A 21,975-nucleotide genomic window follows, 5' to 3' on the forward strand; every position below is an offset into this window, starting at 1 on the left:
TGGCCGCTCTTTGCCAACAGGTCGCACAAAAAACTCAGAGCGAGTCGATATAGCTGACCATGCGCTCCCGCATTTCCTCGTCCGGCAACTTGCCCAAGGCCGCGCCCATATTGTCTGCCATATGGCGGGGGCGACTGGTGGCCGGGGTGGCGGCAGTAACAACCGGATTAGACACCACCCACTTAAGGAAAAACTGGCCCCAGGTGTGGGCATCGAACTCGGCCGCCCAGCCCGGGACTTCCTTGCCATCCACCTTTTCCCAAAGACGGGTACGACCAAAGGGTGCATAGACTAAGACGCCAATGCCCTTGTCTCGGGCCATGGGGAAGATGCGTTCTTCCATGGTGTGATTGTCGATGGCGTAATCCACCCCGATGAAGTCCAGCTCATACTTCTCCATGACGTCTTCGAGCAGCTCGTACTGGCGGGGGAAGGTGGTGGTCACGCCGAGATAGCGAATACGCCCTTCTTCCTTCTGTTCCTTGAGAATCGGTACCTGGGTGTCCACATCGCCCAGGTTGTGGACCTGGATGAGATCAATGGGGTCTTTCTGCACATAGTCAAAGGAGCGTTCCAATTGCTGCTTGGCCTCTTCCCGATCCGCACTACCGCCGCCCCGGGGGGCGACATTCAGCTTGGTGGCCCAGAAGATCTTGTCCTTGACACCCAGTTCATTGACCAGACGCCCGGCCACTTCTTCAGAGGCGCCATAACCTGGCGCAGTGTCGAAGACACTGTTCTCATGTTCGGCCAGGCGAGAGAAGACTTCCTTCAAGCGCTCGTACTCGCCCTCTTCCGCCACGCTACGGAAGGTGGCAGAACTACCCAGGCCCACCACCGGCACTTTTTCATCCGTGCCGGGGATGGTGCGTGTGATCAATGGAAGATCCTTGTCATCGGCCCACATAATGCTGGGCTTGAGGGCCAGGGCCACACCGGCGGCCAGGGACAGCTTCAGGTATTCACGTCGTGTCATCATGTCATTCTCCTCATGCGGTACATCAAGAAAATAAAACCTCAAGAACGGGGCGGGTCAACAGCAGCCTGGGCCGAGTGCCCCTTGGCGGCAGAAGCATCACGGATCGGTGCCCGGGCCAACCTCTGCTGCGTGCGACCCAACCACAGGGCCAACCCCGCCCAGACCACAGCCAACGGGACAGCCACCGCTGCCACACCCGCCAAGCCCATGCCAAGACGCCCCAACAGACCCTCGGTCTGGGCCCCCACCACATCCCCACCACGATAGACGAAGGTGTCGATGAAGGCCTTGGATTTATACTTATCTTCACGGCTGGTCACCGTATAGAGCGTTTCCCGAGCCGGGCGCTGAATGGCCCTTTGCACGGACTTGAACACGGCCTCGAAGACGATCAAGGCCGCCAGGGAACCCACCGCCGCCAGCCCGATGAATCCGAGAGCTGCGGTCAGGGGCAACAGTGCCAGAGTGATATGCACCCCGAAACGACGCATGAGATGACCGGCAATAAAGGCCTGCATGACGAGCGTGGCAACCTGGGTAATCAGGTCGATCCGGGCAAAGATGGTGGTGCGATAATCCAGGTCGTCGCCAAGCTCCGCCACCATCTGCAATCGGGTGAAATAGAGGAAGGTGGCCATGATGGCCAGAATCACCGCGTAGGCCGCAATCCCCATCAAGTAGCGGGATCGAAAAACCGCCTTGAATCCCTCCCAGGCACTGCCCCCAATGATGGCGTGTTCATCCACCGCGGGCGGTGCATCCGGGTCGTCGGCGTCCTCCGGCCTCGGTTTCTCAGGCTGCTGCCAGGCCAGCAACCAGGCAATCCCCACAGCCAGGCCGAGAAAAACAGTCGAGACCAACAACAGCGCCGGCGTGCCCAAGGGGTCAGCCAGGATGGAGGCAAGCCAGGGACCGAAGATGGCCCCGCAGGTTCCCCCCACCGCGATCATGCCGAACAGGCGCTTGCCCTGCCCCAGGGAAAAACGATCCGCCATCAGTGCCCAAAACACCATGGTTACAAAGAGATTGAAGACACTGAACCAGACATAAAAGATTTGGCCTGTGACCACCCCGATGGCGTCCGGTGTCACCACCATCAGAAAGTAAAAACCCACCAGGCTCATGGCGAAAAAGGCATAGGTGGCGGTAATGAAGTAAAGCCGTGGCAAACGGCTGACCAAGAGGCCGAAGAAGGGATTCACCAACAGGGTGATGAAAGCGGTGCCCACGAACAACCAGCGGACCGACTCCACCCCGCCCTGCAGGCCCAAAGCTTCACGGGCCGGGCGCAACAGCATCAATGCCGTCAGGACACAGAAGAAGAACAAGCCGGCCAGAAAGACCGAGAGGACTTCGCCGCGGCGGATATTAAAAAACCCTTCCAGAAAACCGGGCATGCCACCCCCTTCACCAGAGAAACGTCAGCCATGGGTCAAGCGCAAGCGGCCCGAATTGGCGAATCTGGACAGATTACACCAAGAGGCAGATACCCAAGGTAGACCTTAGCCAAGCGCGAGAAGTTTCCGGGTATTCCGGGCAATCACGGATTCCTCATCCGTAGGCAGCACCAGTATCGGAAGCGTCTCTGGCCGAGACAGGTATTCCGCATTGCCTTGATTGGCTTCCTTATCCAGCTCAAAACCCAGCCATGAAAGCTGTTCAACAATGGCCCGACGTATCTCGGGACAGTGCTCGCCAATACCGGCCGTGAAGACCAGGCCATCAATCCCGCCGAGAGCCGTTACCAGTGAGCCAATCTCCCGGGCGGTGCGATAAGCAAATAAGGCCATGGCCTCCTTGGCTGCCGGAGATGCACTTTGAATCAGATCTCGCATGTCGTGGCTGATACCCGAGACACCGAGCAAACCGGAATGCTTGTAGAGCATTTCCTGGACCTCTTCCGCCGATAGCCCTTGTTGCTGAATCAACCACAGCACCACGCCTGGATCCAGGGCACCACAGCGTTGGCCCATGGGCAGGCCGTCAAGAGCCGTAAAGCCCATGCTGGTGGCCTGACTCTTGCCGTCCCTCATTCCACACAGACTGGCCCCATTTCCCAGGTGCGCCACAACGACCCTGCCAGCGGCCAGCGATGGATATGCCTGACGGAGTTGTCGGCTGATGCCGTCATAGGACAGCCCATGGAAGCCGTAACGCAGCACGCCCTTCTCGGTCCATTCCCTGGGCAAGGCAAACTGCTGGGCAATCCATGGTTGATCCCGATGGAAGGCCGTATCAAAGCAGGCCACCTGGGGCAGTTCGGGTCTGAGTCGCATCAACTGGCGGATGGGGGAGAGGTTGTGCGGTTGATGCAGGGGCGCCAGGTCCGAGAAGGTCTCAAGGGTGTCTAGCACCTTCTCATCGATCCGAACCGGTTCGGCATACTGCTGGCCACCATGCACAACGCGATGGCCCGCCGCCTTCAGAGCTGAATGGCCCACATTATCTTCCAGCCAACCCAGCAGGGCCTTAATCGCGGCCTCATGGTCAGCGTCAGCCAGTGAATGGGATGTTGGCTTATCAGATCCTCGGGCTTTGACTGTCAGCACGGGAGAGGAGCCACCCAGCCCCTCCACCTGACCCCGCCACTCGGCCTCTTCCTCGCGGCTATGGAACACCGCGAACTTGATACTGGAGGAGCCGGCATTCATTATCAGCAAGGCATTATCACTCACCCGCTTTCTCCCGGCGCTTTACTTCCTTGGCTTCCACCAACAATTGGGAAATGGCACAGGCCGCCATGCGCGAGAAGCGATCATCGGCCCGACTGGTCAGGACAATAGGCACCCGGGCACCCAGCACAATCCCGGCCGCTTCCGCCCCGGCCAGGTAATGCAGCTGTTTGCCAAGCATATTCGCCGATTCCACATCCGGGGCCAGCAGGATGTCAGCACGCCCCGCCACCGGTCCGCCGATGCCCTTGGATCGGGCTGCTTCTTCCGAGATGGCATTGTCGAATGCCAATGGCCCGTCCAGCCTGCCGGATTTGATCTGACCCCGCTCCCGCATCTTGCACAGGGCGGCCGCATCCAGTGTCGACTGGAGCTTGGGGTTAACCTCCTCGGTAGCCGAAATGACCGCCAAGCGGGCATCTTCAATCCCCATGGCCGCAGCCAGATCGATGGCATTCTGGGCAATATCGGCCTTCATCATCAGGTCAGGCCGGATATTCAGGGCAGAATCGGTAATCAACAGGGGGCGGGGGTAGCTGGGCACATCCATGACCCAGACATGGCTCATGACGCGTTCGGTTCGCAAGCCACCCTTGCGCGGCACAATCGGCCCCATGAACTCCCGGGTATGCAAGGCGCCTTTCATCAAGCCGCCTACCTCGCCATCGGCGGCCATGGCAACGGCGGTTTCGGCCGCCTCATGACTATGTTCGGTCTCCACCAGCCGCCAGTCCGAGAGATCCAGACCGGCTTTCTCCGCCGTGGCCTCGATTCGATGCCAGGGGCCAACCAGAACCGGCTCGATCAAGCCGCGCTTGCCGGCCTCCAGCGCCCCGGAAAGGCTCTGTTCATCCACTGGATGAACCACTGCCATGGAGAGCGGAGGGAGATGCTTGGCCATGCTCAGCAGCCGTGACAGCTGAACGCGATCCTTGTCGTTGTCAGGTCCTGCCATGATTCATTCCTCCCTGGTAGCTAGTTGGGACTCACTCATGTGTCGGGGAATGCAGCAAGGTATCATCCAGATAAATCACTAGTCCCACCCGTCGATTCTTGGCCCGCCCCGCCACGGTCTCATTGCTCGCGATGGGTTGGGTATCGGCGTAACCGATAGCACGCATTCTCTCCCGTGCCACCCCTTCGGTCTCCAACTGCCGAAGGACCGTGGCGGCCCGGGCTGCCGAGAGCTCCCAATTGGAGGGATAGGCCACCGTTTCAATAGGAACATTGTCGGTGTGGCCTTCAATGGACATGGGATAGTCAGTCTGGCGCAAGGTTTCGGCAATATCCGCCAGCACCTCCCGTCCCTCATCGGTGAGTCCGGCCGCCCCGGAAGGGAAGAGTAGCTGTTCACCGATGTGCAGAGTGACCTGACCGTCTTCTACCACCACATCTACCCCGGCGGTGGGATCATGCATCATCAACTCGGCAATGCCATGCACTGGAGGTGGATCCGAAACCACGGTTTCCGCCGTTGGTTCGGCCTCCACCTCGGCCGTTGTGAAATCCGAGAACGCCAACAACACGACAAAGAAGGTCAACACCAGGGTAATCACATCCAGATAGGTGATCAGCCAGCCTTCCGCCTCCTCGCCCCGCTCGGGCACTTCAATGCCCTGCAGTCCCTTGGGACGCCTTGCCGGCGAGGATGTCTGTGGTTGCGTACCGGCCATAATGACTTACCGCTCGCCCAGGGTGTAGGTGGGTTTCTGGCGTAGCTCGTCGTGGTAATGCGCCATAAAGGAACGCAGGGTTTCACGGATGAAGCTGGGGTTGCGCTTTTGAGACATCAGGGCGACCCCTTCCAGCACCATATTCATTAGCACCACCCGTTGCTCGGTGCGGCGTTCCAGCTTGACGGCAATAGGCTTGAAAATCAGGTTGGCCAGTAGAATGCCGTAGAAGGTGGTCAACAAGGCCACCCCCATGTGCTGACCAATCATGATCAGGTCGCCATCGCCGAGAATGAACATCATGTTGATCAGCCCAACCAAGGTGCCGATCATGCCGAACGCTGGTGCGAAGCTGGCCATGGCCCGAAAGACCTGGGCTTCAGCATGTTCCCGGGCCTTGAGCCGGATGATGCGCCACTGGAGCAGATCGAGAATATCCTGCTCCGGGGTGCCATCGATCACCAGTTGCACCCCGGTCCGCAGGAAAGGGTTATGGGTATCATCAAGTTGGGCTTCCACTTGGCGTATATCACCACGGGACCAAAGCCGGGCCAGGCGAACCAACTCTTCCATATCATCCCGGGAATACATGCGCTCATTGCGAAACACGATTCCCACCAGACGGGCGACCCGAAGTACCTCCCGCAAGGGGAAGCTGATAAAGGTGGCCGCCAGGGTCCCGCCCAGGACAATGGCCAGCCCCGGCAGGTTGATGAAAGCCGCCGGCTCCTCGGCCGCGAACCCCAGCACCAGAACCAGCATGAGAAGTCCGGCGAGAACACCGATCAAGGTGGAGGGATTGAACCCGAAGTAGGGAGAAAAGCGCAGAAACCGCATCGAGGGCCTTGTATCCTTTGCGTTAAGGGGATCGAAATAAGCTTCCCCGAGCTTAGCGGCTTAATGGCCTGGCTGCGAGGGTGACTCTTTAATAGGGGTTTTTTGTGGAATTAATCACATTCCATAAGGATCAGATCAGGCCGCATACTCTTGCAGACGTAAGCGACGAGGTCGCGGGCCGCGGGCATATCGCCTGGCAACTGTCGTACAATATACCGCCATGAATACGACAACCTTCTCTCTCGACAATGCCCGTGCCCTGGACCAGGCCGATCCTTTGAGCCAATGGCGGGATGAATTTCATATTCCGCCGGCACCCGATGGCGGGGACAGTCTCTACTTCACGGGTAACTCCCTGGGGCTGCAACCACGGCGAGTGGCCCGCTATCTCCAGGAGGAGCTGGACGACTGGGCACGGCTGGGGGTGCAGGGGCATACCGAGGCACGCCGGCCCTGGATGCCTTACCACGAGAACTTCACCGAGCTGAATGCGGCCTTGGTGGGGGCCAAGCCCCATGAAGTGGTGCAGATGAACAGCTTGACGGTGAACCTGCACCTGATGATGGTGAGCTTCTACCGGCCCACGGCCGAACGCCCCGCCATTCTGATTGAAAAGCCGGCCTTCCCCTCCGATCGCCATGCCGCGGCTTCCCAGATCCGCTTCCATGGTTTTGATCCGGACAGGGATCTGATCGAAATCACGCCCCGGGAAGGCGAGGCCCACATTCGTCCCGACGATCTGATGAATCTCATCAAGGCCGAGGGCCATCGCATTGCCCTGGTACTACTACCGGGGGTCCAGTACTACAGTGGCCAGGTCTTCGACATGGCCACCATCACGGAAGCCGCCCAGGCCAAAGGCGCCAAGGTGGGTTTCGATCTGGCCCATGCCGCCGGCAACATCCCCCTGCATTTGCACGATTGGGGCGTGGACTTCGCTGCCTGGTGCTCCTACAAGTATCTCAACGGCGGCCCCGGGGCCATTGCCGGCTGCTTCGTGCATGAACGCCATGCCCGCAACGAATCACTACCGCGCTTTGCCGGCTGGTGGGGGCATGACAAATCCAGCCGCTTCAAGATGGGCCCGGAATTTCACCCCATCCCCGGTGCCGAGGGCTGGCAGCTTTCCAATCCGCCTATCCTGTCCATGACACCGGTGCTGGCTTCCCTGGAAATCTTCCACGAAGTGGGCATGAATGCCCTGCGGGAGAAATCGCTGAAACTTAGCGACACCCTCTGGGCCTGGCTGGAAGAGCGCCTGCCCGAGCGGGTGGACGTGATCACACCCCGGGAAGATAAGCAGCGTGGTTGCCAACTGTCGCTGCGCCTGAAGCAAGGTAATGGTCGCGAAGTGTTCGAGGAACTGGAACGCAATGGGGTCATCTGTGATTGGCGCGAGCCGGATGTCATCCGTGTGGCCCCGGTGCCTTTATATAATCGATTCGAGGACCTGTATCACTTTGTGGAACGCCTTGAAGCGGCCATTAAGGGGTAACAGGACTTCCCGTAGGAGCGGCTTTAGCCGCGATTGGCTCAGCGGAGCGTTTAATCGCGGCTAAAGCCGCTCCTACGGGGATTGGGCACTCGGTGGCCCCTTCTTCTCTTTATTCTGGATTGTGTCTTATGAGTAATGAAAAGATCGTGATTGCCGGGGCTGGCCTGGCCGGATCCTTGCTGGCAATTTATCTGGCGCGGCGGGGTTATGCCGTGGACGTATTCGAGAAGCGTCCAGATATGCGCCTGGAGACGATTTCGGCAGGGCGGTCCATCAACCTGGCCCTGGCCAACCGGGGCATGGCCGGTCTGGAAGGCGCCGGCGTCATGGAACGGGTGGAGCCACTGTTGATCCCCATGGAAGGCCGCATGTTGCATGACGAGCAGGGGAAACTGGATTTTCAGGCCTACGGCAAACGTCCCGAGGAAGTGATCTATTCCATCTCACGGGGCGAGCTCAACAAGCGATTGATGGACGCCGCCGAAGAGACCGGCCGTGTGCGCTTTCATTTCCACCAGGCCTTGGAGTCAGTGGATTTCAACAAACGAGACGTTCACCTTCGGGATGAGGCGAAAAACCAGCAATGGACGCTGGGCTGCGATCGACTGATTGCCACCGATGGCGCCGGTTCACCCACGCGTCAGGCCATGAAGCAACAGCTGGATATCGACGTGAGCGAGGAGCTACTGGGTCACGCTTACAAGGAACTGAACATACCTGCGGGTAAAGACGGGCAATGGCAAATGGAGAAAGGGGCCTTGCATATTTGGCCTCGGGGCGGCTACATGCTGATTGCCCTGCCCAACCTGGATGGTAGTTTCACCGTCACCCTATTCCTGCCTTATGAAGGAAACCCCTCCTTTGACGCATTGGGTAATGACCCGACTCGGATCCAAGCGTTTTTCCATGACAACTTCGAGGATGCGACCCGGCTCATGCCGGCGCTGGTGGACACCTTCCTGGAAAATCCCCTGGGCAAGCTGGGTACTGTGCGCAGCCCGCAATGGCGGGTGGATGACTTTGCCCTGATGCTGGGGGATGCGGCCCATGCCATCGTGCCCTTCCATGGCCAGGGAATGAACTGCGCCTTCGAGGATTGCCTGGAGCTGGACCGTTGCCTGGATGAGGCCAAGGGCGACTGGGCGCAGGCCTTTGCCTTGACCGAGGAACGGCGCCGGCCCAATGCCAATGCCATTGCCGATATGGCGCTGGAAAACTATGTGGAGATGCGGGAGTCGGTACGGGACCCCAAGTTCAAGCTGCAAAAGGAGCTCGGCTGGGCCCTGGAGGAACGGTACCCGGAGCGTTTCATCCCCCGCTATTCCATGGTGATGTTCCACCACCTCCCCTATGCCGAGGCCCAGTCACGGGGATGCGTCCAGCAGGAGATTCTGGATGCCCTCACCAGTGGCGATGTGGGCAAGGTGGCGGATGTGGATTGGAATCAGGCAGATAAATTGATTCAAGAACGGCTGTCCGTCATTCGGGATCAACAAACCCCGTAGGAGCGGCTTTAGCCGCGATCTCGATCCTCTCCGCGGACCCAATCGCGGCTAAAGCCGCTCCTACGGGGATGATTAGCCAGCCTCGTCCATCACCCGCCATTCCGGGAAGGGATCAGGGAAGGATTGCCAGCCTTCCGGGCCCAGGGCCATTTCCTCACCCGTCAGCAAACAGGCTTCCAGGTGCCGACGCATGGCCTGTTCATCCATGTGAATACCGATCAGTACGATTTCCTGACGACGGTCGCCGAACTCACCCTGGAACTGGGATTCAATCAGGGAACGAACGTCCGGGTCGTCTGGAATGGTCTCCGGGGTGGCGGCCCACCAGAAACCGGCCGCTTGATGCATCAGTGCCGAGCCGGCCATGGAAAGCTCACCCACCAGCGCCATGCGGGTGGCCAACCAGAAATAACCCTTGCTGCGGACCACCCCTTCCCACTCACTGTGGAACAAGGCATTGAGCCGCTCCGGATGGAAAGGTCGGCGAGACCGGAAGACAAAACTACTGATGCCATACTCCTCGGTTTCCGGCGTATGCTCTCCCCGCATTTCCTTGGCCCAGCCAGGCTGGTTGGCCGCCCGCTGAAGATCGAAACGACCGGTGGCCATAATCTCGTCTAGGGGTACGCGCCCGTACTCACTATAAACGACCGCCGCATCGGGGTTCAGGGATTTGACCAGTGCCGTTACAAGGTTCTTGTCCGAATCACCCACGCAGTCAATCTTGTTAATGACGATGACATCGGCAAACTCAATCTGCTCCACCAGGAGATCCACCACGGAGCGTTCGTCTTCCTCTCCTGCCGACTCGCCCCGGTCCGCCAGGAACTCGGTGGTGCTGTAATCGGCCAGCAGATTGGCCGCATCCACCACCGTGACCATGGTATCCAGCTTGGCTACATCGGCCAGGGATTGGCCCTGCTCATCGCGAAATTCGAAGGTGGCCGCCACCGGCATGGGTTCGGAAATGCCGGTGGATTCGATTAGCAAGTAATCAAAACGGCCATCCTCGGAGAGTTTGCGCACTTCCTGCAGCAGATCATCACGCAGGGTGCAACAAATGCAGCCGTTGCTCATCTCCACCAGCTCTTCGTCGGTCCGGCTGAGGTTGGCACCGCCATCCCGGATCAGATCAGCATCGATATTGACCTCGCTCATATCATTCACGATGACCGCGACCCGTCGACCCTCCCGGTTGTTGAGGACATGGTTCAGCACCGTGGTCTTGCCGGCGCCCAGAAAGCCAGAAAGCACCGTCACAGGCAGGCGCTCACGATCGTCACGCATGATGTTCTCCACAAATTAAAATGGCAATGTGATAACGTTGCAAATCAGAAATGAAACTGTCCACACAAGTGATGGCTTGACGCTTAGCGAGTGATCGGCAACCGAATCCCTTCAAACCGGGTCAATGGCGGTTGATCAGCCTTTTTGGCCGGCACAATTCGGGCATTGACCGTGGACTTCGACCGTCTGACGATTGACCTGAAAGCCCTGCTTCTTGGCCTGCCGCTTGAGGGATTCAGACAGTCCAGCCACCGAAATTTCCTCCACATGACGGCAGTCATCACAGATCAGAAGCTGAAACTCGTGAGTGTGTTCAGGATGACGACACCCTACGTAGGCATTCTCACTCTCGATCCGGTGTACCAGCCCCTGGGTAAGCAGAAAATCCAGGGCGCGATACACGGTGGGCGGCTTGGCGCTGCCATCCGCATCGCCCAGCTTGTCCAGGAGATCGTAGGCCTTGATGGCCTCATGACTTTCCCAGACCAGCTCCAGCACCCGCTTGCGGATGGGTGTGAGCCTCACACCGCGCTCGGCGCAAACCCGCTCGGCACTCGCCATGGCCTCTCGGACGCATTGTTCGTGATCATGGGCGTGGGCAGCCATGCCATTTCCTCTCGATTTTCTATGGGCAGAAAGCTATTGTGCCTGAAGCCATTATCGTTACAATATAACACATGCACGGTCATTTGACCACCAAACACCAACAGGTAAGCGGCATCATGCCCGAAAACAGTGCCCTGGCGAATCCGCAACATCCGGCTGTCTCGCTGCTGAATCTACAGTGTCGGCGCGGCGGACGGACGCTCTTCCACATCCGGGAATGGACGCTACCCCGGGGAGAACACGGCTTGCTCAGGGGGCCGTCCGGATCCGGCAAGACCACCCTGCTCCACGCCATCGCGGGGCTGGACCAGGCAGAGGACGGCCTGCTTGCGACCCTGGGCGAGCCGCTTCCGCGCCGATCCGCCCGTTTCAGGGATCGTTTCCGTGCTCATCACCTGGGACTGATTTTTCAGGACTTCCATCTCCTGGAAGGCTTACGGGTGGAGGACAATCTTCAGCTGGCCGCCTGGCTCGGCGGCCAATCCAGAAAAGGCGAGGCCAGTCGGGCCATGCTGGAACGACTGGGTTTGGCCCATCTGGCTCGCTGCTACCCCCATACCCTAAGCCAGGGCGAAAAACAGCGCGTCGCTATCGGCCGGGCCTTGATCAATGAGCCGGACCTGATCCTGGCCGATGAGCCCACCTCCGCCCTGGACGATGCCAACAGTCACAATGTGATCGAGCTGTTGCTGAGCGAGGCCGCCCGCCTCGGTGCCAGCCTGCTGGTCGCCACCCACGACAATCGCATTGCGGCGGGATTTGAGCATGAATTGTCACTGAACGAACCATCATGAACAGTTTTTATCTCGCAGCCCGACAATTGGGACGACGCCCCTTCCAGACCTTGATCAATACCCTGGTCATGGGGCTGGGGATTGCCATGGTCGTGCTGCTGTTGCTGGGCCAATCACAGCTACGCGAGCGCATGAGCCGGGATGCCGCGGGTATCGACCTGGTGGTGGGGCCGGCCGGCAGCCCCATGCAGTTGATTCTTTCCTCGGTGTATCACGTGGATGTGCCCATCGGAAACATCCCCTGGCAGGCTCGCGACACCATCCACCGGGAACGGGCCGTGGCCGAAACCATTCCCCTGGCCCTGGGCGACAACTACCGGGGCTTTCGAATTGTCGGCACGGAACCGGCTTACGCCGATCTCTACGACGCCGAACTGAGGGAGGGGCGATTCTGGGACGACACTCTGGAAGCAGTCCTGGGCGCGGAAGTGGCCCGACAGAGCGGTCTCTCCGTGGGGGATCGTTTCGAAGGCCAGCATGGACTGGGTGAGGGTGGGCCCACCCATGGCGATCACCCCTACCGGGTTGTCGGCATCCTGGAATTCAGTGGCAGCGTGCTGGACCGCCTGGTGCTAACCCCGGTGGAGAGTGTTTGGGCCGTCCATAACCACGACCACGATCACGAAGATAATCACGATCATGCTCATGAGGATGATGCAGGGAATGAGCAACAACACGCGGACCGGACCCATGAGGAGAAAGGGGATCTCACCGCCCTGCTGGTGCGCTTTGCCTCCCCCATGGCGGCCACCCGCCTGCCCACCATGATCGAGGACGAGACCCCCTGGCAAGCGGCCCGGCCAGCCCATCAAAGTGCCCGCCTGTTTTCCATGATGGGCCCCGCCGTGGACGGCCTCAAACTATTCGCCGGCCTGCTGGTGCTTGCATCGTTATTGGGAGTATTCGCGCTGCTGTATCAAAACCTTCGGGACCGGCGTTATGATCTCGCGGTGATGCGGGCCATGGGTGGTGGCCCGAGTCTGATCTTCCGGCTGACGCTGCTGGAAGGACTGATAATGGTCCTCCTGGGGCTGGCCATGGGACTATTACTGGGCCACCTGGCCACCGGCCTGCTGGGCCAGCTCACGACGGAAGGGCGCGCCTTGATGCTGACTGGCTGGCACTGGGCGGAGGGAGAAACCCGGCTGCTGCTGGCGGTGCTGGGTGCCGGCCTGGTGGTAGCCCTGATTCCTGCGTGGCTGGCCGCCCGCACCCATGTGGCCAACACACTCCGACGAGGTTATTAATGCATACCAAGCCTGGCAAAAATCGTAAGACCATGCCTCTTGGAATCAGCGAAGCCATTCTCCTGATGCTGCTAATGCTCACCATCCCGCCTGTGTGGGCCCAGCTGAGTGATGAGGAAATCGCCACCGAACCACCGCCGGAGGACGCTACCCTGGATGACTATGCGCACCTGATTCCACCCACGCCCGAAGGGGCGGTGAGCTGGGATTTGCTGGGCAGCACGGAAGAAGAGATGGAGGTCATTGACGGAACCAGTTATATGCGCCCCGTCTATCCCCCGGCTGTAAAGGAACTGGATGGCGAAACCATTCGCATTAAAGGCTTCATCTACCCCATGCAGAATCAGGAGCACATGGAAGAGTTCCTGTTCACCGCCTTGCCACCCAGCTGCCCCTACTGTTTGCCGGCCGGAGCCGGCTACATCATCGAAACCCGGGCCGCCGATCCCATTCGCTTCACCTGGGATGCTGTGCTCCTGGAAGGGGAGCTGCAACTATTGGAGGACGACCCCTACGGGCTCTTCTATCGACTGAAAGATGCGCGGCCAGTGAGGGACTAGCCAAGTAGCTCACTGTGGGAGCGGCATTCCTGCCGCGATTGAAGCTTTCATGGCGTCCATGTCGCGGCAGGAATGCCGCTCCCACAGAGGAACCATTCAAGCAGTTGGACTAGGTAGTCTTTACCGTTCCCGCCTGACCAATCGAACAAAATTCATGTTGTGGGCGTTGCGCTCATCGGCTGGCCGGTGTTCTCGGCTCGTCTCCCGCCATTCCTCTGCAGACCATTCAGGAAAAGTGGTATCACCCTCCACCTCGGTATCGATAAAGGTGAGCTCCAGGACCGTGGCTCGCGGCAGGGCCTCACGATAAAGCTGACCACCACCAATCACCATCACCGTGTCTTCGTCAGCCAATCGTTCCAATGCTTCGTCCAGGGACCCGGCCGTTTCGGTCCCCTCGAAGCGGACATCGGACTGCCGGGTCACCACAACGTTGCGTCGCTTGGGTAGGGCAAAACCGATGGATTCAAAGGTCTTTCGCCCCATCACCACTGGGTGATTGAGCGTGACCCGCTTGAAGTGCGCCAGGTCCGCCGGCAGATGCCAGGGCATGCCCCCGTCACGTCCGATCACCCGATTTCGGGTCATGGCCGCCACCAATACCAATTCCATGCGCAGGTCTCCCGTGGTCAATGACTGGGACGGCGCAGTTTAACGCAGTTGACCATTGCCAGACAGACGCCCGTCCTCACTCGCCTTTTCTTTCACAAGCCGACACGGCAGGGCCTAGCGCCTGTAGTTGTTGGGCGTCACTTGAAGCAGTACCGGATTCCGCATAAAATGCGCTCAGCCATTGGGGAGTAGCCGCCCCGACCCCTCGGGGGCCCGTGTCAACAAACTTGGTCCACAGACCATGGCACGGGCAGCCTAACGGCCTGGCAAGACCTTTGGCACCTCACTATCCCTGCCGGGAGCCGGCGGATAGAGAGGTGTCATTGTGTTCTCTGCCGGCTCCCGCAAGGATCAGAATCATGGAAGCGTTTTTTCTCTCCCTCGCCGCTGTTTCCCTCGCCGAGCTCGGTGACCGCACCCAACTGCTGGCCTTGCTTCTGGCTGTGAAATTTCGCAAGCCCTGGGCGGTTCTGGCCGGACTGGGCGTGGCTTCACTGGCCATTCATGGTTTGTCGGCCGGTGTCGGCATGAGTCTCGGACAATTCGTTGATGACCGTATACTGGGCTGGATTGTGGGTGTGCTGTTTATCGGCATGGGCATTTGGGTTCTGATACCCGAGCCTGCCCATACCGATGACCGGCCAAGGGAAACCGGTCGGGGAGCCTTTCTCACCGCTCTGATTACGTTCTTCCTGATGGAGATCGGGGACAAGACTCAGCTCACCTCCATGGCCATGGCAGCCCATTTTGAAATGATCATTCCGGTGTTGCTGGGTGCCTCGCTGGCCATGCTGCTGGTGAACGCACCGGTTATCTGGCTGGGTCATAAATTTGCCGACCGGATCCCCATGCGAACGGTGCGGGTGCTGGCCGCTCTGCTGTTCATCGGGATCGGTGCCTGGGTGCTGGGTGATGCGGCTTTCAATAGCTAGGGAGTACTGAATCGTGGCATTGTGGATCGCCATCTTGTTGGGTGTTATTCAGGGCCTGTTCATGTTCATTCCGGTGAGCTCGACGGCCCATTTGGTGATCACCCAGCACTGGCTGATCGGCGCGGGCCACGAGCTGCCGCCTCCAGACAGTCCGGAGATGATCTTCTTCGATCTGATGGTCCATGTGGGCACCCTGGTATCCATTGTGGTGGTCTTTTACCGGCCGCTGAAGGATTTCATTGCCGGTGTGCTCCACAACACCTGGGCTTTAATCAGCCAGCACGGCCAGGCATCCAGGGAGATGCTATACCTGCGCCTGGCCCTGCTGCTGCTGTTCTCGGTATTGGTCACCGGCATCATTGGCCTGAGCTTCAAGTTCTTCTTCGAGCGTTTCTTCGCCAATCCGATTCTGGTGGCGGGCACCCTGACTATCACCGGCGTTTTACTCTGGTGGACGGATAAACTCAGCCGACGGACCGTGGGCCTTCGCCAGATCAATACCAAGACCGCCGCCTGGATCGGCCTGGCCCAGGGCCTTTCCCTGATCCCGGGCCTAAGCCGCAGCGGCATGACCATCACCTTTGCTCTGCTGGGCGGGGTCAAACGCCGCTGGGCGGCCCAGTACAGCTTCTTTCTGGCCATCCCCACCATTCTCGCCGCCACCCTGTTCCAGGGCATCGAAGTGGCCGGCGCTGAAGGTCTCAACGGCATCAGCTGGGCCGCATTGACCGTGGGCTTTGTCACCGCCGCCCTGGTGGGCATCGCCGCCCTGAAACTGGTCCTGGCCCTGCTCTACCGGGCCCGCCTGCGGGTCTTCTCCTACTATCTCTGGCTCCTGGCCGCCGCAGTCCTGTTCGGCTTTGTCGATGCTGGAACCTTTTAACTTAAAGGCATACACGAAGGACACGAAGAAAGGCAGAAGGTCACGAAGGAGAAATCCTGTTGGACTCTCAGGCTTATGATGAGTTTGGAGGCAATATTAGATTCGTGTTTTTTGACAGAGAGAAGACTTTATGCTCTGTGTATCTCTGCGGATTCTCTGTGCCCTCTGCGTCATAGAAACTGAGGCCGAATGAATCGAGAGAGCGTCTACACCCCCGAAGCCTCAACATTCAGCACCCTTCGTGTTCTTCTGCCTTTCTTCGTGTCCTTCGTGCCAGAATTGACCAAAAAAAACCCGGCACGATGGCCGGGCTTTTTCTGGTGATTCGGGGTAAGGGCTAGACCGTTAGACCCAGAATCGTTGCGGCGATGAAGAAATACATCGCAATACCCGCCAGATCCGCAATGGATGTAATCAGCGGGGCACTGGCCGTGGCCGGGTCCAGGTTAAAGCGGGTGAGCACGAAGGGCAGCAGCATGCCCACCAGGGAGCCCACCACCACGACACCCACCATACCCAGGGCGATCACGATGGACACGTCCATCACCTGATCGGCGCGCCAGAAGTAGGCCACCATGAACACGGCAATGGCCATGGCACTACCCAGGGCGGCGGCCACACCCAGCTCTTTACCGAACAGTTTCAACCAATCCTTCATCTTCACGTCGCCGGTGGCCAGGGCCCTCACCATGAGCGTGGCGGACTGGGTGCCGGCATTACCGCCACTATCCACCACCAGCGGCAGGAAGGTCATCAGCACGAAGAGGCCTTCAATGGCTTCCTCGTAGGCGCCGATAATTTCACCGGCAAACATGTTGACGAAAACCAGAATCAGCAGCCAGCCTATACGCTTGCGGAAAAGTAACCAGGGACTGGCCTCATTCAAATTGAGGTTCAACACCCCCACCGACCCCATCTTGTGGAAATCCTCGGTGCTCTCGGCTTCCGCCACATCCAACACATCATCCACCGTGACGATACCCACCAGGCGACCCTGGTCATCGGCCACCGGCAAAGCCTCGATGTCATAGTGCTGAATCTTGTGAACCGCTTCTTCCCGGTCCTCGGTCACGGTGACACTCACCACATCATCTTCCATGATGCGTTCCACCGTATCCCGTGGCTTGCCTAGGATGAAACGCTTGAGCTCAATCATATCCAGCAGCTGGCCACCGTCATCCGTGACATAGATCACGTTGACCGTTTCACCTTCCTCACTCTGGCCCCGGATATGCTCCATGGCCTCAGCAATGGTCCAGTCGGGCCGGACGGAGACGAAATGGGGCGTCATCAAACGGCCAACGGATTCTTCCGGATAACCCAGAAGACGAAGCGCTTGTTTCACATCCCTCGGCGGAAGCAAACGCAGCAGATTGCGCATCTCTTCTTCCGGTAAACGCTCCAGGAATGCGGTTCGGTCATCCGCCGCCATATTCGAGAGAATGTAGCGACCTTCTTCCTGGCTTAGCTCATCCAGAAGGCTGAGCTGCAACTTGTGCTCAAGATAGGCAAAAACCTCGCTCCACAGGGGGCGGTCCAGCATCTTAAAGGCTCGATGCTTCACATCATCATCCAGCTCACCAATGACATGACTGATGTCCTGGACATGTTGCTCTTCCAGCAGTTTCTTGGCCTCTGCCCACTGTTCCTGGGCAACCAGTTCCTGCACTTCAATAAGGAGATCTTTATTGTCCTGCATTATCATTCCTCCCGCGATATCGGGAAGAGAGCGGCATGGCCGCTCCCTGGTTAATTTTCAATCGCTTCGGCTCAAAATTCCCAAGCAAAACCCAGCGTCACCCAGTCGTCATCGCTATTGTCCAGATTCCAACCATAGCTGACATCGAGAACACCGTCAGTCTGGCCAAGAGCGAAGCGGAAGCCCGTCTGGGCAAAGGTATCATCCTCGGTACTCTCCAGCACCTCAGCAATCCATTCCACGCCCCCACCGATGGCAAGCTGGGAACCAACGCCGTAGAAGCCGCTGGTCTCGTCATCGTCACTGGCACGGTCCTGCATGACACCTACATTCACATGGACCAGCCAATCACCGTCTGCCAGGGGGAAAGTCACCGGCACATAGGCCATGATTTCATCCAGCGAGGCAGAATCATCAAAAGCGCTTGTAATCACCAGGCCCAGACCAAAATCATCACCGGCTTCAAAATCTCGCCAGAGGTACTTGCCTTCCAGGCCATAGCCCTCGTCCCGACCAGATCCCATGGAGACGGACTCAATCACGCCCGTCACTTCCAAACCATTGGCAAAAGCGTAGGCAGGTTGGACGGTGAAGGCGTCCGCCGAGGAGCCAAAGTCTTCATACCAGGCTTCCACACCGAATGTCTGGGGGGGTATCACGGCAGCATCATCCACCAACCAGTGACCACCGGAAGCGTTGACGCTGAAGGGGCTCAGGCAAACGGCTGTAGCCATCAGGGGAAAAAGTGTCTGCTTTTTCATGGTGTTCTCCAAATTTCAAGTATGCACGGGGCTTATGAATCCCGATGACATGCAGACTCAGTCACGCAGAACACGGATACATTGCCAAAGCTAGCAGGCCTGCCTGTCATTTTCATTACAGACGCAGACATAGCCTCGGCAAATACCGAGTTGTACTGGCACTTTGGAGAAACGGGCTGGCGATGAACTTGGGGCGAGTATCGGCATCTGACCGATCAGTTCACGCTGTGGAGTTCACGCAAGACCGCTTCACGAAGAAGCTCGCGAAGCGGTCAAAAGGAAGGATTTCCAGTGAGACGGCCTCGCGGCTTCAGCTTGTCCTACCCATCATCGGGCATCTACTGCTAACGTCCAACTGGGGGTTCCTCCTTTTCGCGTAAAGTGTGCTGGCGCATTATACGAATACCGCCCCCACTGTCAACCGAAAATAACCGCCCGTGATTAATACTTGGGGTGTCAGACAGCCACCGGCGCCTTGATATGGGGATGAGGCTCATAATCCACGACCTCGAAATCTTCGAAACGATAGTCGAAGAGGCTCCCGGGTTTACGATGAATCTTTAGCCGCGGCAGTTTCCGGGGTTCCCGCTGAAGCTGGGTATCAGCCTGATCCAGATGGTTGAGGTAGAGGTGGCAGTCACCACCGGTCCAGATGAAATCCCCCACCTCCAGGTCCAGTTGCTGGGCCATCATGTGGAGCAGAATGGAATAGGAGGCAATATTAAACGGCAGGCCCAGGAAGATATCGGCGCTGCGCTGATAGAGCTGACAGGACAGTCGGCCTTCGGCCACATAGAATTGGAAGAAGGCGTGACAGGGCGCCAGTGCCATATGATCCAACTGGCCCACATTCCAGGCGGAGACAATCATGCGCCGGGAGTCCGGGGTGTGGCGAATCTGATCCATCACTCGGGCGATCTGATCAATATACTGGCCATCGGGGCTGGGCCAGGAACGCCATTGATAGCCATACACCGGGCCCAGGTCGCCGCCCTCATCGGCCCAGGCATCCCAAATCTTGACCTTGTTCTCCTGCAAATAGCGGATATTGGTATCCCCACTCAGAAACCACAGTAATTCATGAATGATGGATCTGAAATGCAGCTTCTTGGTGGTCACGGCCGGAAAACCCTGGCTCAGGTCAAAGCGCATCTGATGACCAAACACACTCAGGGTGCCGGTACCGGTGCGATCGTCCTTCTCATGGCCCTGCTCCCGGACCAATCGCATAAGATCCAGATAGGCCTTCATGATGCTGCCCTCGCTTCTCGATCCGCTTTGCTGGGTGGATAAACGGAGTTACCCCGGGACAGCGCGATCAGCACCACGCCGACGGCAATCAAGGGCAGCGACAACAGCTGCCCCATGGTCAGCCAGTCCCAGGCCAAATAACCGATATGCTCGTCCGGCATCCGCACAAATTCCACCAGGAAGCGGAAGATACCGTACAACAGCGCGAACATGCCGGAGATGAACATGCGGGGACGCGGCTTGGCCGACAGCCAGAACAGCACAATAAACAACACCAGCCCTTCCAGCGCTGCCTGGTAGAGCTGGGACGGATGCCGGGCCACACCGTTAACAATCATGCCGAAGGGGCTGTCGGTAGGCTTGCCCCAGAGTTCACTGTTGATGAAATTGCCGATACGCCCCAGGCCCAGGCCAATGGGGACCACCGGGGCGATGAAATCGCTGATATCGAAGAAATTACGTCCGTCCCGGCGACCATACAACCAGATGGCCACCAAGACCCCCAGCAGGCCGCCGTGGAAGCTCATGCCCCCCTGCCAGATCCGCAGAATAAGCGTGGGGTCATCCATGTAGGCGCCGAAGTTGTAGAAGAGGATATAACCCAGGCGGCCGCCAAGGATAATGCCCAGTACCACATAGAAGGTCATGTCAGCCAGTGCCTGACTGTCCCAGCCCACATCCGGCCGCCGGGTTCGGCGTGCCAGCAGCCACCAGGCACCCAGCACGCCAAAGACGTACATCAAGCCATACCAGTGAATGGCCATCGGCCCCAGGGAAATGGCGACCGGGTCAATATCTGGGTAATGCATGGGCGTTCCCCTGTCGGGTGGCAACTGCCGGAGTGAATAATGTTTATCGGCTAAAGAGCGCTAGTTTACCGAATCGGCAAGGCGGGGAGAAACTCGGCTGAAGTCTTGGGCCGGATTGGGATAGAATGCGCCTCCCACAGCGCATTCCCAGTCCAGGAGTTTGATCAACATGGCGTATCCCGAATTGCAACTGAAGAAGAGCGAGGATCGTCGACTCCGGGCCGGCCATGCCTGGATATTCAGTAATGAAGTGGATTCCGGCAAAACCGCCCTGACCGATTTCGAGCCGGGCACCCTGGTGAATGTGCTCGGCCAGGGGGGCAAACCCCTGGGCACAGCCTATGTGAATCCCCATTCCCTGATTTGCGGCCGGGTCATCAGCCGCCGCTCGGATGTGGCCCTGGACAAGTCCCTGATCAAGCATCGTTTGAACATCGCGGCCGGTCTGCGAGAGCGCCTGTACGGCAAAGCCGCCTCTTGCCGCCTGGTGTTCGGCGAGTCCGACGGCCTGCCCGGCCTGATCGTGGACCGCTTCGATGACATCCTGGCGGTGCAGATCAGTACCGCCGGCATGGATCATCACGCCGATGCAGTCATTCAAGCTCTGGGAGAGACCTTTCGGCCGCGAGGCATCGTTTGGCGCAACGACAATCCGATCCGGGAATTGGAAGGACTCACCGTCAGCAAGCCGAGTATTGCCAGCGGCGAGGTGCCTGACACGGTGGAAATCGAGGAATCCGGCCTGCGTTTCCAAATCGCACCGCTGGCCGGGCAAAAAACCGGCTGGTTTTTCGATCAGCGCGCCATGCGCGAGCGCCTGGAGCACTATCTCAAACCCGGCCTGCGGGTGCTGGATGTCTACAGCTACCTGGGCGCCTGGGGCCTGCGGGCGGCCCGTCAGGCGGATGCCGAAGTCACCTGCGTGGATCGTTCCGCGGATGCCCTGTCCGGGCTGGAAGCCAATGCCGATCTCAATGAGCTGGAGGTGGCCACCATCGAAGGCGATGCCATGGCGGTGCTCAAGACCCTACGCCAGGAAGAAGAGAAATTCGATCTGGTGATCGTGGACCCGCCCGCCCTGATCAAGCGCAGAAAAGATGCCAAGCAAGGACGCCAGGCCTATCGCCAGCTGAACCAGGCCGCCCTCCAGGTATTGGAGAAAAACGGCATTCTGGTATCAGCCTCCTGCTCCTCCCATCTGGCGCAGGCGGATCTGATCCGTACCGTACAAGCCGCCAGCCGGCATCTGGATCGCTCGGCCCAGCTGCTGGAAGTGGGCGGTCAGGGGCCGGATCATCCCATTCATCCGGCGATTCCGGAAACCGCCTACCTCAAGACCGCCTTCTTCCGCATCCTACCCAGTTGGTAAGCAG

At 58.9% G+C, this 21,975-nt stretch carries 21 protein-coding genes and 1 riboswitch; of the genes, 8 read left to right on the forward strand and 13 right to left on the reverse strand.

Annotated features, from left to right (window positions below):
- Positions 1-34 precede the first annotated feature (34 nt).
- The 6 genes from J2T60_RS07070 to J2T60_RS07095 form a co-directional block, all read right to left on the reverse strand.
- Complete coding sequence (locus J2T60_RS07070) at positions 35-979, reverse strand: aldo/keto reductase (protein ID WP_253447353.1); 945 nt, start codon at positions 977-979, stop codon at positions 35-37.
- A gap of 38 nt (positions 980-1,017) precedes the next feature.
- Positions 1,018-2,376 carry an NTP/NDP exchange transporter gene (locus J2T60_RS07075; RefSeq protein ID WP_253447356.1) on the reverse strand — a complete coding sequence of 453 codons (1,359 nt, stop codon included), beginning with the start codon at positions 2,374-2,376 and terminating at the stop codon, positions 1,018-1,020.
- 105 nt (positions 2,377-2,481) lie between these two features.
- On the reverse strand, positions 2,482-3,654 hold the full coding sequence (locus tag J2T60_RS07080) for an acetate/propionate family kinase (RefSeq protein WP_253447359.1): 1,173 nt from the start codon (positions 3,652-3,654) through the stop codon (positions 2,482-2,484).
- Positions 3,647-4,606, reverse strand: a complete 960-nt coding sequence (locus tag J2T60_RS07085; RefSeq protein WP_253447362.1) for a bifunctional enoyl-CoA hydratase/phosphate acetyltransferase — start codon at positions 4,604-4,606, stop codon at positions 3,647-3,649. The genes J2T60_RS07080 and J2T60_RS07085 overlap by 8 nt, the downstream gene beginning before the upstream one ends.
- Positions 4,607-4,637: 31 nt before the next feature.
- A complete protein-coding gene (locus tag J2T60_RS07090; protein ID WP_253447365.1) occupies positions 4,638-5,324 on the reverse strand; it encodes an OmpA/MotB family protein in 687 nt (228 codons plus the stop codon).
- A 6-nt stretch (positions 5,325-5,330) separates the two neighbouring features.
- On the reverse strand, positions 5,331-6,161 hold the full coding sequence (locus J2T60_RS07095; RefSeq protein WP_253447368.1) for a motility protein A: 831 nt from the start codon (positions 6,159-6,161) through the stop codon (positions 5,331-5,333).
- Between the two features lie 220 nt (positions 6,162-6,381).
- Between J2T60_RS07095 and kynU the strand changes: the two genes are divergently transcribed.
- Together kynU and J2T60_RS07105 are read left to right on the forward strand one after the other, a co-directional pair.
- On the forward strand, positions 6,382-7,656 hold the full coding sequence (gene kynU, locus J2T60_RS07100) for a kynureninase (RefSeq protein WP_253447371.1): 1,275 nt from the start codon (positions 6,382-6,384) through the stop codon (positions 7,654-7,656).
- A 128-nt stretch (positions 7,657-7,784) separates the two neighbouring features.
- On the forward strand, positions 7,785-9,161 hold the full coding sequence (locus tag J2T60_RS07105; RefSeq protein WP_253447374.1) for an FAD-dependent oxidoreductase: 1,377 nt from the start codon (positions 7,785-7,787) through the stop codon (positions 9,159-9,161).
- Between the two features lie 72 nt (positions 9,162-9,233).
- Here the strand turns inward: J2T60_RS07105 and zigA are convergent, their stop codons facing one another.
- Both zigA and J2T60_RS07115 read right to left on the reverse strand, forming a co-directional pair.
- A complete protein-coding gene (gene zigA / locus J2T60_RS07110) occupies positions 9,234-10,448 on the reverse strand; it encodes a zinc metallochaperone GTPase ZigA (protein ID WP_253447377.1) in 1,215 nt (404 codons plus the stop codon).
- 135 nt (positions 10,449-10,583) lie between these two features.
- Positions 10,584-11,054 carry a transcriptional repressor gene (locus tag J2T60_RS07115; RefSeq protein WP_253447380.1) on the reverse strand — a complete coding sequence of 157 codons (471 nt, stop codon included), beginning with the start codon at positions 11,052-11,054 and terminating at the stop codon, positions 10,584-10,586.
- Between the two features lie 116 nt (positions 11,055-11,170).
- On the opposite strand from J2T60_RS07115, the gene J2T60_RS07120 reads away from it, so the two are divergent.
- The 3 genes from J2T60_RS07120 to J2T60_RS07130 are packed head-to-tail and all read left to right on the forward strand — an operon-like array spanning position 11,171 to position 13,655.
- A complete protein-coding gene (locus J2T60_RS07120; protein WP_253447383.1) occupies positions 11,171-11,848 on the forward strand; it encodes an ABC transporter ATP-binding protein in 678 nt (225 codons plus the stop codon).
- On the forward strand, positions 11,845-13,095 hold the full coding sequence (locus tag J2T60_RS07125; protein WP_253447386.1) for an ABC transporter permease: 1,251 nt from the start codon (positions 11,845-11,847) through the stop codon (positions 13,093-13,095). Before J2T60_RS07120 ends, J2T60_RS07125 begins: the two co-directional genes overlap by 4 nt.
- Positions 13,095-13,655 (forward strand): DUF3299 domain-containing protein, encoded by a 561-nt coding sequence (locus J2T60_RS07130; RefSeq protein ID WP_253447389.1) that lies wholly within the window; start codon positions 13,095-13,097, stop codon positions 13,653-13,655. Before J2T60_RS07125 ends, J2T60_RS07130 begins: the two co-directional genes overlap by 1 nt.
- Positions 13,656-13,775: 120 nt before the next feature.
- On the opposite strand, the gene folA is transcribed toward J2T60_RS07130, so the two are convergent.
- The gene (folA, locus tag J2T60_RS07135; protein WP_253447392.1) at positions 13,776-14,267 is read right to left on the reverse strand and encodes a type 3 dihydrofolate reductase; all 492 of its coding nucleotides are present in this window, start codon (positions 14,265-14,267) and stop codon (positions 13,776-13,778) included.
- 171 nt (positions 14,268-14,438) lie between these two features.
- Positions 14,439-14,620, forward strand: a riboswitch (yybP-ykoY riboswitch).
- Between the two features lie 6 nt (positions 14,621-14,626).
- Here folA and J2T60_RS07140 point away from each other — a divergent pair.
- Both J2T60_RS07140 and J2T60_RS07145 read left to right on the forward strand, forming a co-directional pair.
- Positions 14,627-15,199, forward strand: a complete 573-nt coding sequence (locus tag J2T60_RS07140; RefSeq protein ID WP_253447394.1) for a TMEM165/GDT1 family protein — start codon at positions 14,627-14,629, stop codon at positions 15,197-15,199.
- A gap of 13 nt (positions 15,200-15,212) precedes the next feature.
- On the forward strand, positions 15,213-16,082 hold the full coding sequence (locus tag J2T60_RS07145; protein ID WP_253447397.1) for an undecaprenyl-diphosphate phosphatase: 870 nt from the start codon (positions 15,213-15,215) through the stop codon (positions 16,080-16,082).
- Between the two features lie 337 nt (positions 16,083-16,419).
- Here J2T60_RS07145 and mgtE read toward each other — a convergent pair whose 3' ends face one another.
- The 4 genes from mgtE to lgt all read right to left on the reverse strand — a co-directional run bounded on the left by mgtE (position 16,420) and on the right by lgt (position 20,602).
- Positions 16,420-17,781: a magnesium transporter gene (mgtE, locus tag J2T60_RS07150; RefSeq protein ID WP_253447400.1), complete on the reverse strand. Its 1,362-nt coding sequence runs from the start codon at positions 17,779-17,781 to the stop codon at positions 16,420-16,422.
- 71 nt (positions 17,782-17,852) lie between these two features.
- Positions 17,853-18,542, reverse strand: coding sequence for a PA4824 family protein (locus J2T60_RS07155; RefSeq protein ID WP_253447403.1), 690 nt, complete (start codon positions 18,540-18,542; stop codon positions 17,853-17,855).
- Between the two features lie 456 nt (positions 18,543-18,998).
- The gene (gene thyA, locus J2T60_RS07160) at positions 18,999-19,793 is read right to left on the reverse strand and encodes a thymidylate synthase (RefSeq protein WP_253447406.1); all 795 of its coding nucleotides are present in this window, start codon (positions 19,791-19,793) and stop codon (positions 18,999-19,001) included.
- Positions 19,790-20,602, reverse strand: coding sequence for a prolipoprotein diacylglyceryl transferase (gene lgt / locus J2T60_RS07165; RefSeq protein WP_253447409.1), 813 nt, complete (start codon positions 20,600-20,602; stop codon positions 19,790-19,792). Before lgt ends, thyA begins: the two co-directional genes overlap by 4 nt.
- A 169-nt stretch (positions 20,603-20,771) precedes the next feature.
- Between lgt and J2T60_RS07170 the strand changes: the two genes are divergently transcribed.
- Positions 20,772-21,971, forward strand: a complete 1,200-nt coding sequence (locus tag J2T60_RS07170; protein WP_253447412.1) for a class I SAM-dependent rRNA methyltransferase — start codon at positions 20,772-20,774, stop codon at positions 21,969-21,971.
- The last annotated feature ends 4 nt before the right edge of the window (positions 21,972-21,975 follow it).

The sequence above is a fragment of the Natronospira proteinivora genome, from assembly GCF_024170465.1.
Classification (GTDB): domain Bacteria; phylum Pseudomonadota; class Gammaproteobacteria; order Natronospirales; family Natronospiraceae; genus Natronospira; species Natronospira proteinivora.

Bases quoted from the DNA above. Each gene is read 5' to 3' on its own strand.
- J2T60_RS07105 (WP_253447374.1), top strand. From the start codon at position 7,785: ATGAGTAATGAAAAGATCGTGATTGCCGGGGCTGGCCTGGCCGGATCC.
- J2T60_RS07085 (WP_253447362.1), bottom strand. From the start codon at position 4,606: ATGGCAGGACCTGACAACGACAAGGATCGCGTTCAGCTGTCACGGCTG.
- J2T60_RS07070 (WP_253447353.1), bottom strand. From the start codon at position 979: ATGATGACACGACGTGAATACCTGAAGCTGTCCCTGGCCGCCGGTGTG.
- thyA (WP_253447406.1), bottom strand. From the start codon at position 19,793: ATGAAGGCCTATCTGGATCTTATGCGATTGGTCCGGGAGCAGGGCCAT.
- J2T60_RS07125 (WP_253447386.1), top strand. From the start codon at position 11,845: ATGAACAGTTTTTATCTCGCAGCCCGACAATTGGGACGACGCCCCTTC.
- folA (WP_253447392.1), bottom strand. From the start codon at position 14,267: ATGGAATTGGTATTGGTGGCGGCCATGACCCGAAATCGGGTGATCGGA.
- J2T60_RS07140 (WP_253447394.1), top strand. From the start codon at position 14,627: ATGGAAGCGTTTTTTCTCTCCCTCGCCGCTGTTTCCCTCGCCGAGCTC.
- J2T60_RS07120 (WP_253447383.1), top strand. From the start codon at position 11,171: ATGCCCGAAAACAGTGCCCTGGCGAATCCGCAACATCCGGCTGTCTCG.
- J2T60_RS07130 (WP_253447389.1), top strand. From the start codon at position 13,095: ATGCATACCAAGCCTGGCAAAAATCGTAAGACCATGCCTCTTGGAATC.
- kynU (WP_253447371.1), top strand. From the start codon at position 6,382: ATGAATACGACAACCTTCTCTCTCGACAATGCCCGTGCCCTGGACCAG.
- J2T60_RS07090 (WP_253447365.1), bottom strand. From the start codon at position 5,324: ATGGCCGGTACGCAACCACAGACATCCTCGCCGGCAAGGCGTCCCAAG.
- J2T60_RS07155 (WP_253447403.1), bottom strand. From the start codon at position 18,542: ATGAAAAAGCAGACACTTTTTCCCCTGATGGCTACAGCCGTTTGCCTG.
- J2T60_RS07170 (WP_253447412.1), top strand. From the start codon at position 20,772: ATGGCGTATCCCGAATTGCAACTGAAGAAGAGCGAGGATCGTCGACTC.
- mgtE (WP_253447400.1), bottom strand. From the start codon at position 17,781: ATGCAGGACAATAAAGATCTCCTTATTGAAGTGCAGGAACTGGTTGCC.
- J2T60_RS07095 (WP_253447368.1), bottom strand. From the start codon at position 6,161: ATGCGGTTTCTGCGCTTTTCTCCCTACTTCGGGTTCAATCCCTCCACC.
- J2T60_RS07115 (WP_253447380.1), bottom strand. From the start codon at position 11,054: ATGGCTGCCCACGCCCATGATCACGAACAATGCGTCCGAGAGGCCATG.
- lgt (WP_253447409.1), bottom strand. From the start codon at position 20,602: ATGCATTACCCAGATATTGACCCGGTCGCCATTTCCCTGGGGCCGATG.
- zigA (WP_253447377.1), bottom strand. From the start codon at position 10,448: ATGCGTGACGATCGTGAGCGCCTGCCTGTGACGGTGCTTTCTGGCTTT.
- J2T60_RS07075 (WP_253447356.1), bottom strand. From the start codon at position 2,376: ATGCCCGGTTTTCTGGAAGGGTTTTTTAATATCCGCCGCGGCGAAGTC.